This is a genomic window from Achromobacter pestifer (assembly GCF_013267355.1).
GTDB classification, from domain to species: domain Bacteria; phylum Pseudomonadota; class Gammaproteobacteria; order Burkholderiales; family Burkholderiaceae_B; genus Achromobacter; species Achromobacter pestifer_A.
The window spans coordinates 2,504,845-2,519,604 of record NZ_CP053985.1; the positions used below are offsets into that span (position 1 = coordinate 2,504,845).

Here is a 14,760-nt window from a genome sequence, read left to right on the forward strand (position 1 = left end):
TAGACTACGAAAGTTTGCCTTGCCATACATCCGTCATGTTTGCGCTGCACAATGAAAAGGTTTTCATAACAGGCAACAATGCGGATCTAACTATTAGATCTTCGAGACAGCATGTCATCCATCGTCCTGGATAACCTCACCAAGCAATACGGCAACGCCGCCGCGATCCATGGCGTGAGCTTCACGGTTCCCGCCGGCAGCTTCACGGTTCTGCTGGGTCCGTCCGGCTGCGGCAAATCCACCACCTTGCGCATGATTGCCGGGCTGGACACGCCGACCTCGGGCACCATCCACATCGGCGACCGCGACGTCACGCAGTTGCCGCCCGCCAAACGCCGCATCTCCATGGTGTTCCAGTCGTACGCGCTGTTTCCGCACCTGTCGGTGCGCGAGAACATCCTGTTCGGCCTCAAGGTGCGCAAGGAGCCGGCGCGCGACTACGACCGCCGCCTGCAACGCGTGGCGGGCCTGCTGGGCTTGAGCCATCTACTCGACCGCAAACCCTCGCAACTATCCGGCGGGCAGCAGCAACGCGTGGCGCTGGGCCGCGCCGTAATTTCCGAAGCGCCGGTCTGCCTGATGGACGAGCCGCTGTCCAACCTGGATGCCCAGCTGCGCCATGAAATGCGCCGCGAGATCCGCGCCTTGCAGCAGGACCTGGGCATCACCATGGTCTACGTGACGCACGACCAGACCGAGGCCATGAGCATGGCCGACCAGGTGGTGCTGCTGCGCGGCGGCAAGATCGAACAGCACGACACGCCCGACGCCTTGTATGCGCGTCCGGCCACCGAATTCGCGGCGCGCTTCATCGGCACGCCGCCCATGAACCTGATCGGCCTGACCTCCGCGCAAGGCGCCGCGGTCATCGCCGGCACGCAGAGCCCCGCCATCGCCGGCGCTCCCGCGGGCGCCGTGAAGCTGGGCGTGCGCCCGGAGCACATCCGCATCGACGCCAACGGCATTCCCGCCAAAGTGGAAAGCGTGGAGTACTTCGGCGCGGACTCCATCGTGGTCTGCCGCGTGGGCGACACCAGCGGCGTGGCCGTGCGCGTGGGCGGCCACCTGCGCGCCAGCGCGGGCGAAACACTGGGCCTGTCCTGGCAGGATAGCCAGCAGCACTTCTTTGCCGCCGATTCGGCGGTCATCAACTCCGCCGGCCGCTAGGGCCTGTACACAGCAAAGGAAACCAACATGCGTCGCATCGTACTGAAAACCTTGGCCGCCAGCCTGGCCGCCGCCTGCCTGTCGCTGCCCGCGCAGGCGCAGAACAAGCCCGTCGAGGTGGAGTTCTATTACCCCGTCGCGGTCGGCGGCCCCATCACCAAGATCGTCGACGACATGGTGGCGGATTTCCAGAAGGAAAATCCCGACATCAAGATCAAGCCGATCTACGCCGGCTCGTACCAGGATTCGATCGCCAAGGCGCTGACCGCGCTCAAGGGCGGCACGCCGCCGCAGCTGGCGGTGCTGCTGTCCACCGATATGTTCACGCTGATCGACGAGGACGCCATCGTTCCGATCGACAGCCTCGCCAAGAGCGACGCCGACAAGAAGTGGCTGGGCGGCTTCTATGACGCCTTCATGCAGAACAGCCGCAGCGGCGGCCATACCTGGGGCGTGCCGTTCCAGCGTTCGACCATCGTCATGTACTACAACAAGGACCTGTTCAAGGCCGCCGGGCTGGACCCCGAGCGCGCGCCGGCGACCTGGGCCGAGCTGGTCGAGTACGGCAAGAAGCTGACCAAGCAGGACGCATCCGGCAACACCACGCAGTGGGGCATCGAGATCCCGTCGGGCGGCGCGTTCGCCTACTGGCTGTTCCAGGCGCTGACCACCCCCAACGGTGCGATCCTGATGAACGAGGCCGGCAACGAGGTCTATCTGGACAAGCCGGCCGTGGTGGAAGCCGCGCAGTTCTGGCGTGACCTGTCGGCCAAGCACAAGATCATGCCGACCGGCACCATCGACTGGGGCACCACGCCCAAGGACTTCCTGGAAAAGAAGGCCGCCATCGTCTGGACCACGACGGGCAACCTGACCAACATCCGCAAGAACGCCGACTTCCCGTTCGGCGTGGCCATGATGCCGCAGCAAAAGCGCGGCGGCAGCCCGACCGGCGGCGGCAACTTCTACATTTTCAAGAGCGGCACGCCGGCGCAGCAGCAGGCCGCGCTGAAGTTCGCGCAATGGGTCACCACGCCCGAGCGCGCCGCGGACTGGAGCATCGCCACGGGTTACGTGGCCGTGACCCCGGCCGCCTGGCAGACCGAAAAGATGAAGAAGTACGCGCAGGAAGTGCCGGCCGCCGCGGTCGCGCGCGACCAGCTGGAAGTCAGCGTGGCGGAGTTCTCCACGCATGAGAACCAACGCGTCACCAAGACCCTGAACGACGCCCTGCAAGCCGCGCTGACGGGTTCCAAGACGCCGCAGCAGGCCCTGACCGACGCGCAACGCGAGGCCGACCGCATACTGCGTCCCTACAAGTAAGCCGACAAGCACGATGAGCCGCTCTTTGAACGCGCTGTATGGCTGGCTGCTGTTGCTGCCAGCCCTCGTGCTGCTCGCCGCCTTCACGCATTATCCGGCGGTGGCGACGCTATGGCACAGCTTTTTCTCCACCCCCAAGGGCGCGCGCCCCGCGCGCTTCGTGGGGCTGGACAACTACGCCGTCATGCGCGACGACCCGGTGTTCTGGCAGTCGCTGTGGAACAACCTGTGGTTCGCGCTGGGCACCATTCCCACGTCCATCGGCATCGCGCTGATCATGGCGCTGTGGGTCAACCGCAACCTGAGCGGGCGCGGTTTCCTGCGCATGGCCTACTTCACGCCCACGGTACTGCCCATGGTGGCGGTGGCCAACATCTGGCTGTTCTTCTACACGCCGCAATACGGCCTGATCGCCCAGGTGATGCAGCTGTTCGGCGCAACGGGCCCGAACTGGCTGGGCAACCGCGAGACCGCGCTGCCCGCGCTGATGCTGGTGACGGTCTGGAAGGAAGCCGGCTTCTTCATGATCTTCTACCTGGCCGCCCTGCAGACGGTATCGCCGTCGCTGCGCGAAGCCGCGATGCTGGAAGGCGCGTCGCGCTGGCAGTATTTCCGCCGCATCCTGTGGCCGCTGCTGATGCCCACCACGCTCTTCGTGCTGATCAACGCCCTGATCAACGCGTTCCGGCTGGTGGACCACGTGGTGGTCATGACACGAGGCGGGCCGGATAACGCCAGCACGCTGCTGCTGTACTACATCTACCAGGTGGGTTTCAGTTTCTGGGACACGGCTTACGCCGCCACGCTGACCGTCGTGTTGCTGGTGGTGCTGGCGCTGACCGCGCTGGTCAAATTCCGCTGGCTGGACCGCAGGACGCACTATCAATGAAAGACAAGCTCGATACCCTGGGCGCTTGGGCGCTTGGCCTGCTGTGGATCCTGCCCCTGGCCTATGCCATGTGGGCGGCGTTCCACCCGCCCGCCTACGCAACCCGCTTCGACCTGTTCGCGCCGCTGACGCTGGATAACTTCGTGCGCGCCTGGAACGCCGCGCCGTTTCCGCGCTATTTCCTCAACACCTTCCTGCTGGTCACGATGGTGCTGGCGGCGCAACTGGTGCTGTCGACCCTGGCCGGCTACGCCTTCGCGCGCTTCGAGTTCCGCGGCCGCGATTTCGTCTTCATGCTGGTGCTGTTGCAGCTGATGATCATGCCGGACGTGCTGCTGGTGGAAAACTACCGCTCCATGAGCCAGTTGGGCATCCGCGACACGGTGTTCGCCATCGGCCTGCCTTACTTCGCGTCGGCCTTCGGCATCTTCCTGCTGCGCCAGACCTTCAAGACGGTGCCGCGCGAGCTGGAAGAAGCCGCACGCATGGAGGGCGCCAACGCCCTGCAGGTGCTGTGGAAGGTGTATGTGCCGCTGGCCAAGCCGATCTACGTGGCTTACGGGCTGGTGTCGGTCAGCCACCACTGGAACAACTTCCTGTGGCCGCTGATCATCACCAACTCGGTCGAATCGCGGCCGCTGACGGTGGGTCTGCAGGTGTTCTCGTCGACCGACCAGGGCATCGACTGGTCGGTCATCACGGCCGCCACGCTGATGTCGGCCGCGCCGCTCTTGATCGCCTTCCTGCTGTTCCAGCGCCAGTTCGTGCAGTCGTTCATGCGCGCCGGCATCCGCTAGGACGCACTGGCAGCATCGGCCCAAATGAAAACTGCCCCTTCATCGGGGCAGTTTTTTTGGAATGAGCGCTGATTGCTCAGTAGCCTACCGTCAGCCCAGGCAAGTCCACGGTGATGCGCGGGCGCTCCAGCGCCAGCGCCAGGTGTTCCGCGAACTCGCGGGCCTCCTTTTCGTCGTTGGACAGGGTGTCGTAGCCGAGCGCGTCGGCCACGCCCAGCACCTTGTCCAGCAGCAGGACCTTGCCGCTGGGGCGCAGCGGTTCGCAGCCCAGCGTTTCCCAGGCGCTGTCGAACCAGTCGCGCGCGTCGTTCTGGCGCTGCGGCGAGGGCTCGACGCTGGCCGAGAGGTCGAGCGAACGGCGGGAATCGAAAACGATGGTGATGTCGCTGCGCATGTCGTGGTTCCTTGGGGTGGCGTCAGGCGAGTAGGGTAGGCAAAAAACGCCGGGCAGATTGTCTGCCCGGCGACATTGGGTTCGCCGGCTTACCAGCCGCGCGACACCTCCCAGGTGACTTCGGCGTTTGCCGCCAAGGATTGGCGCATCATGTCCAGCAGCGGGAAGGCGCGCTCCTTCAGGCCCACCATGCGGGCCATGGGCGAGGCCGGCGCCTTGTCCTCGTCTTCTTCGTCGCTGGTGTCATGGGAACTCTGGTAGTCGTCGATGGCGCGCTCGATGCCGCTGATGGCCGGCCCCAGCTGCTCGACGGTGAAAACGCCCCGCTCCGGGATCTTGTCCTTGAAGGACTTGCCGGCCGCCAGCAGCAGCGCTCCGGCATGGTCGGTCAGCATCAGAACCTCGGCCACGACCTTGGAATGAAAGGTGATCAGCATATTCCAGTCTCCCACATTGATTACTTACATACACTACCGCAACACCAGGGGGACTGCCAACTGGCCTGGGGTAGCATGTCCGACGACCGGCGCCATGCGTCCCCCGGACCCGTCCGTGCAGCGTTCCCGCCCAGGGCGCGGGCCTGTCCAATGGCCAAATCAAGCTATGATTCAGGAGATTCCCGTGACAGCGGGACCTGACGCGGCCATGAATCCGGCACGCGCGGTCCGCCCGGCTACGCCGCCTCCTGTCCGCTCCGCCCGACAGGCCCGGCCTGTGCGGGCGCGTCCGTCACTAACTCAGAACTTCTCCAGACGCCCATGCTCCTCGAGCAACAAAAACAGCTTATCTCCCTGATCCAGGCCGCCGTCGCGCAAAGCCTGCCCGACGCCCAGGCTACCGTGCTGCTGGAGCGCCCGAAGGTCGCCGCCCACGGCGACGTCGCCACCAACGTGGCCATGCAGCTGGCCAAGCCGGCCCGCCGCAACCCGCGCGAACTGGCCCAGGCCATCGTTGACGCCCTGATGGCGCAGCCCGGCGCCGCCGGCCTGATCGAGTCCGCTGAAATCGCCGGCCCCGGCTTCATCAACCTGCGCATCACCGCCGCCGCGCGCCAGGCCGTCATCGCCGCCGTGGCCGAGCAGGGCGCCGCCTTCGGCCGTGCGCCGCGCGCCGGCGAAAAAATCCTGGTCGAATTCGTGTCGGCCAACCCCACCGGCCCGCTGCACGTGGGCCATGCCCGCCAGGCCGCGCTAGGCGACGCCATCTGCCGCCTGTACGACGCCATCGGCTGGGACGTCACCCGCGAGTTCTATTACAACGACGCCGGCAACCAGATCCACAACCTGGCCATCAGCGTGCAGGCCCGCGCCCGCGGCCTGACGACCGAATCCCCCGAGTGGCCCGCCGACGGCTACAAGGGCGACTACATCGCCGACATCGCGCGCGATTTCCAGGCGGGCGCGACCGTCCACTCCGATGGCGTGGACGTCACCGCCACGGGCAACATCGACAACCTGGACGACATCCGCATCTTCGCCGTGGCCTACCTGCGCCGCGAACAGGACCTGGACTTGCAGGCCTTCGGCCTGGCGTTCGACAACTACTACCTGGAAAGCTCGCTCTACACCTCCGGCCGCGTCGAAGCGACCGTCAAGGCGCTGATCGCCGGCGGCCACACCTACGAGGAAGGCGGCGCGCTGTGGCTGCGCACCACCGAACTGGGCACGGGCGACGACAAAGACCGCGTCATGCGGAAAAGCGAAGGCGGCTACACCTACTTCGTGCCGGACGTGGCCTACCACAAGGCCAAATGGGAGCGGGGCTTTCATCGCGCCGTGAACATCCAGGGCAGCGACCACCACGGCACCGTGGCGCGCGTGCGCGCCGGCCTGCAGGCGCTGGAAGAGGGCATTCCCAAGGAGTATCCGGCCTACGTGCTGCACAAGATGGTCAAAGTCATGCGCGGCGGCGAAGAGGTCAAGATCTCCAAGCGCGCCGGCAGCTACGTGACCATGCGCGACCTGATCGACTGGGTGGGCCGCGACGCGGTGCGCTACTTCCTGATCCAGCGCCGCGCCGACACCGAATTCGTGTTCGACGTGGACCTGGCGCTGTCCAAGAGCGACGAGAACCCCGTCTATTACATCCAGTACGCGCACGCCCGCATCTGCTCGGTGATTAATAACGCCGCCATGCCGGCCGCCGACGTGGCCCAGGCCGACGCGGCGCTGCTGACCGCCCCGACCGAGTTCGCGCTGATGCAGCGCCTGGCCGAATTCCCCAACGTGGTGGCGCTGGCGGCGCAGGAACTGTCGCCGCACCACATTGCCTTCTGGCTGCGCGACTGCGCCTCGGACTTCCATGCCTGGTATGGCGCCGAGCGCGTGCTGATCGACGACACGGCCCTGAAGCTGGCCCGCCTGCGTCTGGCCTCGACCACGCGCCAGGTGCTTGCCAACGGCCTGGAGCTGATGGGCGTGTCGGCGCCCGAGCGGATGTAACATCGGTTCATGGCAACCAAGCGAAAAACCACCACCCGCCGGTCCTCCGGCGAAAGCGGCAGCACCCTGTACGGCGCGCTGGCCGGCTTGCTCATCGGCCTGATCGTGGCCGCCGCCGTCGCCTTCTACGTCACCAAGGCGCCCGTACCCTTCGTCGACCGGGCCAGCCGCCAGGGCGACAACGGCAAGCTGCCGGATCCGCGCCAGGCGCCGGACCCCAACGCCGGCCTGTACGGGCGCGATGGCGGCGCCGGCACACCGTCCACCGGCCCCACCGCCACTGCGCCCGTGCCGCTGCCGGGCGCAGGCACGGTCACCGGGCCAGCCACGGGCCCCGCCGCCTCCAAGGGCGACGACACCCCCGCCAAACTGGACGACCTGGGCGCGCTGATCGCCACCCTGCCCACATCCAAGGCGCCCGCCGTGGCCTCGGCCGCACCGGCCGCCGCCCCCAGCCAGGCGCCCACGCCCATCTCCAAGGCCGCCCCCACGCCTGCTCCCAAGCCGGCCGCCACGGCATCCGCGGCCAACGGCACGTATTACCTGCAGGCCGGCGCGTTCCGGGGCGAAAACGACGCGGAATCGCTCAAGGCCCGCATCATCCTGCTGGGCCTGCCGGTCGCGGTGCAAAAGGCCGAAGTGAACGGCAAGTCCATCAACCGGGTCAGAGTGGGCCCCTTCGCCCGCCTGGACGACATGAACCGGGCCCGCGGCCGCCTGGGCGAGAACAAGATCGAAACCGCCGTGGTCCGCCAGTAATGCGCACCGCGGCGACCGCCAGCATTGAACTTATCCGGCCCCGGGCCTGTCTGTAACTCTTTACTCAGGAACCTCTCATCCATGCTGTCCCCCAAGATAATCCGCATCCTGGCCGCGGCCGCGCTGACCGCCACGGCATTCTTCAGCCCGGCTAGCCACGCACAAGGCGCGCAGCAGTCCGTCGCCATCAATCCGCCGCTGCCGTCGGACACCCCGGGCAAGATCGAGGTCCTGGAATTCTTCGCCTACACCTGCCCGCACTGCGCCTCCATGGAGCCCATGGTTGAAGACTGGGCCAAGACCGCTCCGCCGGACGTGGTGCTCAAGCAGGTTCCGATCGCATTCAACGCCGGCATGAAGCCGCTGCAACAGCTCTACTACACGCTGCTGGCCCTGGACCGCCCGGACCTGCACCCCAAGGTCTTCACCGCCATCCACGGCGAACACAAGCGCCTGTTCGACAAGAAGGCGATGGGCGAATGGGCCGCGACCCAAGGCGTGGACCGCGAGAAATTCGATTCGGTCTTCGATTCGTTCAGCGTGCAGACGCAGGTGCAGCGCGCCAACCAGTTGGCCGACGCCTACCGCATCGACGGCACCCCGTCGTTCGCCGTCGGCGGCAAGTTCATGACTTCGCCGGTCATGGCCGGCAACAGCTACGAAGGCGCGCTGAAGGAAGTGACCCGCCTGATCCCGCTGGCGCGCAACTGATACTTTCCAGCCGAAATCCGCAACGCCCCGAGCCGCCAGGCCGGGGCGTTTTTCTTTGTGGTTCCAGCCTGGGCCCGCGCTACACTTTCCGCACAACAATTCGCCGCGACAGCGGCACACAATGGGTGGAAGACAAATGAAGCAGCGACTCCCGCGCAAACGCGCGATGCTGGGCCTGTGCCTGGCGCTGGCCGCCGGCCTGGCGCAAGCCAACGAAGCCGATGGCGTGAAGATCGGCGTACTCACCGACATGGCGGGCGTCACCGCCGACGCCACCGGCCGCGGCTCGGTCGAAGCCGCCCGCCTGGCCATCGAGGAAATGGGCGGCACGCTGCTGGGCAAGCCCATCTCGCTGGTCTCGGGCGATCACCAGCATCGCCCCGACATCGGCAGCAGCATGGCGCGCAAGTGGTACGACACCGACGGCGTGGACGTGATCGTGGACGTGCCCAATTCGTCGGTCGCGCTGGCGGTGCAGGGCATCGCGCGCGACAAGAAAAAGCTGGTGCTGTTCTCCAGCCCTGGCACCACGGCGCTGACCCAGGCGCAGTGCTCGCCCTACGGCGTGCAATGGACCTACACCACCTATGCGCTGTCGCGCGGCACGGCGACCGCCGTGGTCAACGAAGGCAACAAGCGCTGGTTCATCCTGGCCTCCGACTATGCCTTCGGCAAACAGCTGGCGGTGGACACCGAAACCGTGGTCAAGGCCAACGGCGGCGAGGTCGTAGGCACCGTCTTTCACCCGCTGAACGCATCGGATTTCGCGTCGTTCCTGTTGCAGGCGCAAGCCTCCAAGGCGCAGATCATCGCCATCGCCAACGCGGGCGGCGACACCATTTCGGCCATCAAGCAGGCTGCGGAATTCGGCATCGGCGGGGCGCAGCAGCTGGCGGCGATGCTGCTGCTGATCACCGACGTGCACAGCCTGGGCCTGCAGGCGGCCCAAAAGACCTACCTGACCGTGCCGTCCTACTGGGACATGAACGACGGCACCCGCGCCTTCACCAAGAAGTTCGAGGCCCGCGTGGGGCGTCCGCCTACCTTCCTGCAGGCCGGCGTCTACGGCTCGGTGCGCCACTACTTGCAAGCCGTGAAGGCCGCCGGCACGGTGGACGCCGATGCCGTCATGGCGAAGATGAAATCGCTGCCCATCGACGATCCCTTCAGCCTGAATGCGCGCATCCGCGAAGACGGCCTGGTGGTGCGCGACATGATGCTGGCGCAGGTCAAGACGCCGGCGCAGTCCAAGGCGCCCTGGGACTACTACAACATCGTGCGCAACATCCCCGGCGCCACGCTGGCCTGGCCCTTGTCGGAAAGCCAGTGTCCGCTGGTCAAGCCATGACGCAGGCGCTGACGCTGGCCGACTTCGGCAGCTTCTACGCGGGCGGGCGGCAGGTGCGCATCGAAGGCCTGCCGCAACGCGATATCGCGTTCACGCAGAGCGCGTCGCTCGCCTACGACCCGAACGGCCTGTATCACTTCGAGCAGGCCTACGTGCAGTACTTCATCCCGGCGCGGCTGGCGCAGCCATTGCCCATCGTGCTGCTGCACGGCGGCGGCATGACGGGTGCAATGTGGGAGCAGACGCCTGATGGAAGGCCAGGCTGGATGCAGCATTTCCTGCGCCAGGGCCATGCGGTGTACGTGGTGGACAACGTCGAGCGCGGCCGGGCGGGCTGGGCGCCGTTCAAGGAGGTCTGGCCCGAACCGCCCATCATCCGCAATGCCGAGGAAAGCTGGACACTGTTCCGCTTCGGGCGCGCCGAGGACTACGCGGCGCGGCGCGCCTTCGCGGGACAGCGCTTTCCGGTCGCCGCGTTCGATACCTTCATCCGCCACGCGGTGCCGCGCTGGCTGGGCAATAACGATGCGGCGTTGCGCGGGTTCTGCGCAGTGCTGGACCGCGTCGGGCCGTGCCTGGTGATGGCGCACAGCCACGGCGGCGAGGTCGCCTACCGCGCTCTGCACGTGCGGCCGGATCTGGTGCGCGGCGTCATCGGCATCGAGCCTTCAGGCTTCTCGCCTGAAGTCACGGCCCAAGCCGTGGCGGACAAGCCTTTCCTGTTCGTCTATGGCGACTACCTGAACGCCACGCCGCTATGGGAAAAGCTGTGCGCTACCGGCCAGGCCTACGCAAATGAACTGGATCGCCAGGGTGCGCGCGTGGAAACCTGGCGCCTGGCCGACATGGGCATCGCCGGCAATTCGCACATGCCCATGATGGACGACAACAGCGACGACATCGCCGCCCGCATCGGCGCCTGGATACGCGGCTCGGCCGTCTGAGGCTGCCACGCCGCGAGGGCGCTCAACCCTGGACGGCCGCGGCCTTTTCCAGCGCCTGGGTCAGGTCGGCGATGATGTCGTCCGGCGCTTCCAGGCCGATGTGCAGGCGCACCAGCGCATTGTCGCCCTCGCCCCAGTAGTGGTGCTTGGACAGGTCCTTGCCCGACACCAGCTGCACCAGGCTTTCGTAGCCGCCCCAGGAAAAGCCGATGCCAAAGAGCGTCAGCGAATCCACGAACACGCGCGCCGCCGCCGGCGACAGGCGCAGCTCGACGGACAGCATGCCGTTGGAGCCGGTGCAGTCGCGCTGCCACAGCGCATGGCCCGGATCCTGCGGCCAGGCCGGGTGGAACAGGCGCACCGTCTCGGGACGGCTCTTGAAGAACTCGCACACCTGCAAGGCATGGCGCGCGTGCTGGGCCATGCGGATGGGCATGGTGCGCACACCGCGCAGGGCCAGCCAGGCGTCGTCCGCGCTGACGGAATAGCCCATGGCGTACTGCGTGCGATTGAGCTTGCGGGCAATCTGTTCGTCATTGGTGACGACGGCGCCCAGCATCAAGTCGGAATGCCCGCCCACGTACTTGGTGCCGGCGATGACGGACACTTGCGCGCCCAGCGTCAGCGGACGGTAGATGTAGCCCGAGCCCCAGGTGTTGTCGGTCGCCAGCACCAGGCCGCGGCTCTGCGCAAAGGCCGCCATGGCGCCCATGTCCAGCATTTCGAACAGCAGGGATCCGGGCGACTCGACGTACAGCAGCTTGGTGTTCGGACGCACCAGCTCTTCCAGGTCTTCGCCGGCCGCGAAGTAGGTGATCTCGATGTTCATGCGCTTGAGCACGGCGTCATCCAGCTCGCGCATCGGACCATAGACGCAGTCCGAGATCAGCGCATGGTCGCCGGCCGAGCACAGGGCCATCATGACCATGGTCATCGCCGACAGGCCCGAGGATGCCAGGTAGCAGTGCGTGCCGCCTTCGAGCTGGGTGAAGACCTCTTCCAGCGCCGCATGCGTGTCCATGCCCATGCGCCCGTAGGTGGAGGCGCGGCCGCCTGCCGCCTTGCCGCGCTGGGCTTTCTCGAGCGCGGCGAGGTTTTCGAAGCGCACGGTGCTGGCCCGCATCGGCGGCAGGGGCACAGGCGCCGTGCCGGTTTCAGGGTTGAACGGTGCGGTGCCTGCGTGCTGCAAAAGCGTATCGATGTGTTTGGTGGGCATCTTCAGTGGACTGCTTGCGAATGGACAGGGGCGGAACTAAAGCGATCAGGATGAACCATATCAGGCCAGGCGCGGCCTGTCCTATTGGCCGACCCAGATGACGGTCTCGGACTGCGGCGCGCGGCTGGTGCGGTAGCTGTTGGCGGGGTGCGCCGTGTCGGCATGGCCGAAGGAAATGCCGCAGACCACGCGACGGTCGGCGGCGATGCCGAGTTCCTCGCGCAGCACTTCCGGGTACATGGCCAGGGATGCCTGGGCGACCGTGGCCACGCCATTGGCCTGAGCCGCCAGCAGGAAATTGGCCACATAGCCGCCGCAATCCATGGCGCCGTATTCGCCCAGCGCCTCGTCGGTGGTGACAATGGCCACGTGCGGCGCATCGAACAGTTGGAAATTGCGCATTTCCTGGCGGCGGTATGCCTCGCGGTCGCCGCGCGCCACGCCGACCGCGCTGTAAAGCTGAAAACCCGATTCGCGCCGGCGGGCCAGGTAATCGCCCTGGTACTCGCGTGGAAACGGGAAATCCGGGATGAAACCGGACTGTTCCGCCCGGCGCTGCAACGCCCCGCGCAGGCGTTCCGTTGCCGCGCCCTCGGTAACGGTCACCTGCCAGGGCTGGCAGTTGCACCAGGACGCGGCGCGCTGCGCCAGGGCCAGGATGCGTTCGATGGTGCCGCGCGCGACCGGTTCGGGCAGGAAGGCGCGGCAGCTATGGCGCGCCTGCAGCCACGCCTCCAGCGCGGCGTCGGGGCGCGCGTCGGCGTCCTGCAAGGGTTTCGGGGATTGCGGCATGGCGTTGGTGGGCATGGCGGTTGTCTCTCCTGATCGGCCCGCGGGCGTCCCTCCGGGGACGCATGGGCATGCATGATGGGCACGTCTTTGCCTTTATGATGCCACTTCCGGCCTCCCGCAGCCGGCTGAACCGTTCCAGGCGTACCCCCATGCTGCCCATCGACACCCTGATCGCATTCTTCGGCATTGCCGTCCTGCTGGCCCTGACTCCAGGGCCGGACAACCTGTTCGTGCTGATGCAGTCCGCCATCTGGGGTCGCAAGGCCGGCATGTACGTGGTGCTGGGGCTGTGCACGGGGCTGCTGGGGCACACGGCCGCCGTGGCCGTGGGGCTGGCCGCCGTATTCGCGGCCTCGCCCATGGCTTTCACCGTGCTCAAGCTGGCGGGCGCCGCCTACCTGGCCTACCTGGCCTGGCAGATCCTGCGCGCACCGGTCGCACCCGAGGACGGCAAGCGCCCGGAGCCCATGAAGCCCGGCGCGCTGTACCGCCGCGGCATCGTCATGAACCTGACCAATCCCAAGGTGCTGCTGTTCTTCTTCGCCTTCCTGCCGCAGTTCACCTCGCCGGCGCTGGGTCCGGTGGGCCTGCAGACCATGCAGCTGGGCGCCGTCTTCATGGTGTGCACGCTGCTGGTGTTCGGCGCCATCGCGTTCTTCTCGGGCGCGTTCGGCGAACTGCTGCAACGCTCGGTGACGGCCAAGCGCTGGCTGAACCGGATCGCCGCGCTGGTGTTCGTCGGACTGGCCGTGCGGCTGGCGACGGCCACGCGTTGAATAGGCGGCGGGCACCATGCCTGTTTTGCATTTGCATATGTGAAATTCGACGTTTGCAGACCCGCGCCGACAGTCCAAGATGCGGCATCGCCGCAGGCCAGGCATAGCCAAGATACCGATAGCTCCCCTTGCGGCGCGAGGAGAGTGGCCATGAATCAAAGCAAACACGTGTACTGGAAACCCGGCACCCGGGCGTGGGCCACTGTTGCCCGGCGGGCCGGGTGGGTTGCCGCCGCGCTGGCCATCCTGCCCTTGTCCTCGTACGCTCAGACCGACTATCCATCAAGGCCCTTGCATCTGGTCGTGCCTTACCAGGTCGGCGGACAGGTCGACACCATCGCGCGCTCGGTCGCCGAAGGCCTGGGCAAGCGGCTCGGCCAACCCGTGCTCGTGGAGAACAAGCCTGGCGCAAGCGGCATCATCGCCACCAATTACGTCGCCAAATCGGTCCCGGACGGCTACACCCTGCTGTTGACGCTTGCCTCCCCGATCACCGCCAACCTGGTGCTCTACAAGAAGCTGCCCTACGATCCCCGTACCGAGTTGCGGCCGATCTCCGATATCGCCAAGGGTACGGGAGTGATCGTGATCAACAGTTCGCTACCCGTAAGAAACATCGATGAGCTGATAGCGTATGCAAGAAAGGAACCTGGCGCGATTCGAATGGGATCGTGGGGACCGGGCTCCACGCCGCACATCATTCAGCACTACATGAACAAGACCTACGGCATCGACATCCTGAACGTGCCCTACAAGGGCGAACTGCCCATCATGACGGCGTTGCTTGGCGGTCAGATCGACGTTGCCCTGGCCTCCGTGTTCACCCTCAAGCAGCCCCTCGCCACCGGCAAGATACGGGCCCTTGCAGTACTTGGCAGCAAGCGGATCGGCAGCCTGCCGGACGTCCCAAGCATGGCCGAGTCGGGCTACGACGATGAGGCTTACCGGGCCGTTACGCCGACGACACTGCTTGCGCCCGCCCAAACGCCCGCGAAGATCGTCGAGCGCCTGGGGCGCGAGATCAGCGCCACGGTGCAGAGCCCTGAGGTCCGCGACAGGCTGCTCGCGATGGAGCTGGAACCGATCGGAAACCTGCCCCACGAAGCCGAGGCCGAGTACCAGACCTATCTCCCGATCCTCCTCAAGCTGAACGCCGACACAGGCGTGACGCTGGACTGATCCTCGGCGCAGGACCGACGCCGT

Annotated in this window: 15 protein-coding genes; 11 read left to right on the forward strand and 4 right to left on the reverse strand. The window is 66.4% G+C overall.

Annotated features, from left to right (window positions below):
- Window positions 1-111: 111 nt before the first annotated feature.
- From FOC84_RS12130 to FOC84_RS12145, 4 genes are read left to right on the forward strand one after another with little or no spacing between them, the layout of a single operon-like run.
- Window positions 112-1,167 (forward strand): ABC transporter ATP-binding protein, encoded by a 1,056-nt coding sequence (locus FOC84_RS12130; protein ID WP_173144630.1) that lies wholly within the window; start codon window positions 112-114, stop codon window positions 1,165-1,167.
- Between the two features lie 27 nt (window positions 1,168-1,194).
- The gene (locus FOC84_RS12135; protein ID WP_173144631.1) at window positions 1,195-2,490 is read left to right on the forward strand and encodes an ABC transporter substrate-binding protein; all 1,296 of its coding nucleotides are present in this window, start codon (window positions 1,195-1,197) and stop codon (window positions 2,488-2,490) included.
- Between the two features lie 13 nt (window positions 2,491-2,503).
- Window positions 2,504-3,379, forward strand: a complete 876-nt coding sequence (locus tag FOC84_RS12140; RefSeq protein ID WP_173144632.1) for a carbohydrate ABC transporter permease — start codon at window positions 2,504-2,506, stop codon at window positions 3,377-3,379.
- Complete coding sequence (locus tag FOC84_RS12145; RefSeq protein ID WP_013390895.1) at window positions 3,376-4,176, forward strand: carbohydrate ABC transporter permease; 801 nt, start codon at window positions 3,376-3,378, stop codon at window positions 4,174-4,176. The genes FOC84_RS12140 and FOC84_RS12145 overlap by 4 nt, the downstream gene beginning before the upstream one ends.
- Before the next feature lie 76 nt (window positions 4,177-4,252).
- On the opposite strand, the gene FOC84_RS12150 is transcribed toward FOC84_RS12145, so the two are convergent.
- Both FOC84_RS12150 and FOC84_RS12155 read right to left on the reverse strand, forming a co-directional pair.
- Window positions 4,253-4,570, reverse strand: a complete 318-nt coding sequence (locus FOC84_RS12150; RefSeq protein ID WP_173144633.1) for a hypothetical protein — start codon at window positions 4,568-4,570, stop codon at window positions 4,253-4,255.
- Between the two features lie 89 nt (window positions 4,571-4,659).
- A complete protein-coding gene (locus tag FOC84_RS12155; protein WP_173144634.1) occupies window positions 4,660-5,007 on the reverse strand; it encodes a DUF1840 domain-containing protein in 348 nt (115 codons plus the stop codon).
- 321 nt (window positions 5,008-5,328) lie between these two features.
- On the opposite strand from FOC84_RS12155, the gene argS reads away from it, so the two are divergent.
- The 5 genes from argS (at window position 5,329) to FOC84_RS12180 (ending at window position 10,773) form a co-directional block, all read left to right on the forward strand.
- A complete protein-coding gene (argS, locus tag FOC84_RS12160; protein ID WP_173144635.1) occupies window positions 5,329-7,011 on the forward strand; it encodes an arginine--tRNA ligase in 1,683 nt (560 codons plus the stop codon).
- A 9-nt stretch (window positions 7,012-7,020) separates the two neighbouring features.
- On the forward strand, window positions 7,021-7,770 hold the full coding sequence (locus tag FOC84_RS12165; protein ID WP_173144636.1) for an SPOR domain-containing protein: 750 nt from the start codon (window positions 7,021-7,023) through the stop codon (window positions 7,768-7,770).
- A gap of 81 nt (window positions 7,771-7,851) precedes the next feature.
- Entirely contained in the window at window positions 7,852-8,481 is a 630-nt protein-coding gene (locus tag FOC84_RS12170) for a thiol:disulfide interchange protein DsbA/DsbL (RefSeq protein WP_173144637.1), read from the forward strand.
- 136 nt (window positions 8,482-8,617) lie between these two features.
- A complete protein-coding gene (locus FOC84_RS12175; protein WP_173144638.1) occupies window positions 8,618-9,829 on the forward strand; it encodes an ABC transporter substrate-binding protein in 1,212 nt (403 codons plus the stop codon).
- A complete protein-coding gene (locus FOC84_RS12180; protein ID WP_173150099.1) occupies window positions 9,826-10,773 on the forward strand; it encodes an alpha/beta fold hydrolase in 948 nt (315 codons plus the stop codon). The genes FOC84_RS12175 and FOC84_RS12180 overlap by 4 nt, the downstream gene beginning before the upstream one ends.
- A 22-nt stretch (window positions 10,774-10,795) precedes the next feature.
- Here the strand turns inward: FOC84_RS12180 and metC are convergent, their stop codons facing one another.
- Window positions 10,796-11,989, reverse strand: coding sequence for a cystathionine beta-lyase (gene metC, locus FOC84_RS12185; RefSeq protein ID WP_438800870.1), 1,194 nt, complete (start codon window positions 11,987-11,989; stop codon window positions 10,796-10,798).
- A gap of 81 nt (window positions 11,990-12,070) precedes the next feature.
- Window positions 12,071-12,796: a nitroreductase gene (locus FOC84_RS12190; protein ID WP_173144639.1), complete on the reverse strand. Its 726-nt coding sequence runs from the start codon at window positions 12,794-12,796 to the stop codon at window positions 12,071-12,073.
- Window positions 12,797-12,930: 134 nt separating this feature from the next.
- On the opposite strand from FOC84_RS12190, the gene FOC84_RS12195 reads away from it, so the two are divergent.
- Window positions 12,931-13,557, forward strand: coding sequence for a LysE family translocator (locus FOC84_RS12195; RefSeq protein ID WP_173144640.1), 627 nt, complete (start codon window positions 12,931-12,933; stop codon window positions 13,555-13,557).
- A 150-nt stretch (window positions 13,558-13,707) separates the two neighbouring features.
- Window positions 13,708-14,736 carry a Bug family tripartite tricarboxylate transporter substrate binding protein gene (locus FOC84_RS12200; RefSeq protein ID WP_173144641.1) on the forward strand — a complete coding sequence of 343 codons (1,029 nt, stop codon included), beginning with the start codon at window positions 13,708-13,710 and terminating at the stop codon, window positions 14,734-14,736.
- The last annotated feature ends 24 nt before the right edge of the window (window positions 14,737-14,760 follow it).

Bases quoted from the DNA above. Each gene is read 5' to 3' on its own strand.
- FOC84_RS12180 (WP_173150099.1), top strand. From the start codon at position 9,826: ATGACGCAGGCGCTGACGCTGGCCGACTTCGGCAGCTTCTACGCGGGC.
- FOC84_RS12200 (WP_173144641.1), top strand. From the start codon at position 13,708: ATGAATCAAAGCAAACACGTGTACTGGAAACCCGGCACCCGGGCGTGG.
- FOC84_RS12195 (WP_173144640.1), top strand. From the start codon at position 12,931: ATGCTGCCCATCGACACCCTGATCGCATTCTTCGGCATTGCCGTCCTG.
- FOC84_RS12165 (WP_173144636.1), top strand. From the start codon at position 7,021: ATGGCAACCAAGCGAAAAACCACCACCCGCCGGTCCTCCGGCGAAAGC.
- FOC84_RS12175 (WP_173144638.1), top strand. From the start codon at position 8,618: ATGAAGCAGCGACTCCCGCGCAAACGCGCGATGCTGGGCCTGTGCCTG.
- FOC84_RS12135 (WP_173144631.1), top strand. From the start codon at position 1,195: ATGCGTCGCATCGTACTGAAAACCTTGGCCGCCAGCCTGGCCGCCGCC.
- FOC84_RS12145 (WP_013390895.1), top strand. From the start codon at position 3,376: ATGAAAGACAAGCTCGATACCCTGGGCGCTTGGGCGCTTGGCCTGCTG.
- FOC84_RS12155 (WP_173144634.1), bottom strand. From the start codon at position 5,007: ATGCTGATCACCTTTCATTCCAAGGTCGTGGCCGAGGTTCTGATGCTG.
- FOC84_RS12150 (WP_173144633.1), bottom strand. From the start codon at position 4,570: ATGCGCAGCGACATCACCATCGTTTTCGATTCCCGCCGTTCGCTCGAC.
- FOC84_RS12170 (WP_173144637.1), top strand. From the start codon at position 7,852: ATGCTGTCCCCCAAGATAATCCGCATCCTGGCCGCGGCCGCGCTGACC.
- FOC84_RS12140 (WP_173144632.1), top strand. From the start codon at position 2,504: ATGAGCCGCTCTTTGAACGCGCTGTATGGCTGGCTGCTGTTGCTGCCA.
- FOC84_RS12130 (WP_173144630.1), top strand. From the start codon at position 112: ATGTCATCCATCGTCCTGGATAACCTCACCAAGCAATACGGCAACGCC.
- argS (WP_173144635.1), top strand. From the start codon at position 5,329: ATGCTCCTCGAGCAACAAAAACAGCTTATCTCCCTGATCCAGGCCGCC.
- FOC84_RS12190 (WP_173144639.1), bottom strand. From the start codon at position 12,796: ATGCCCACCAACGCCATGCCGCAATCCCCGAAACCCTTGCAGGACGCC.
- metC (WP_438800870.1), bottom strand. From the start codon at position 11,989: ATGCCCACCAAACACATCGATACGCTTTTGCAGCACGCAGGCACCGCA.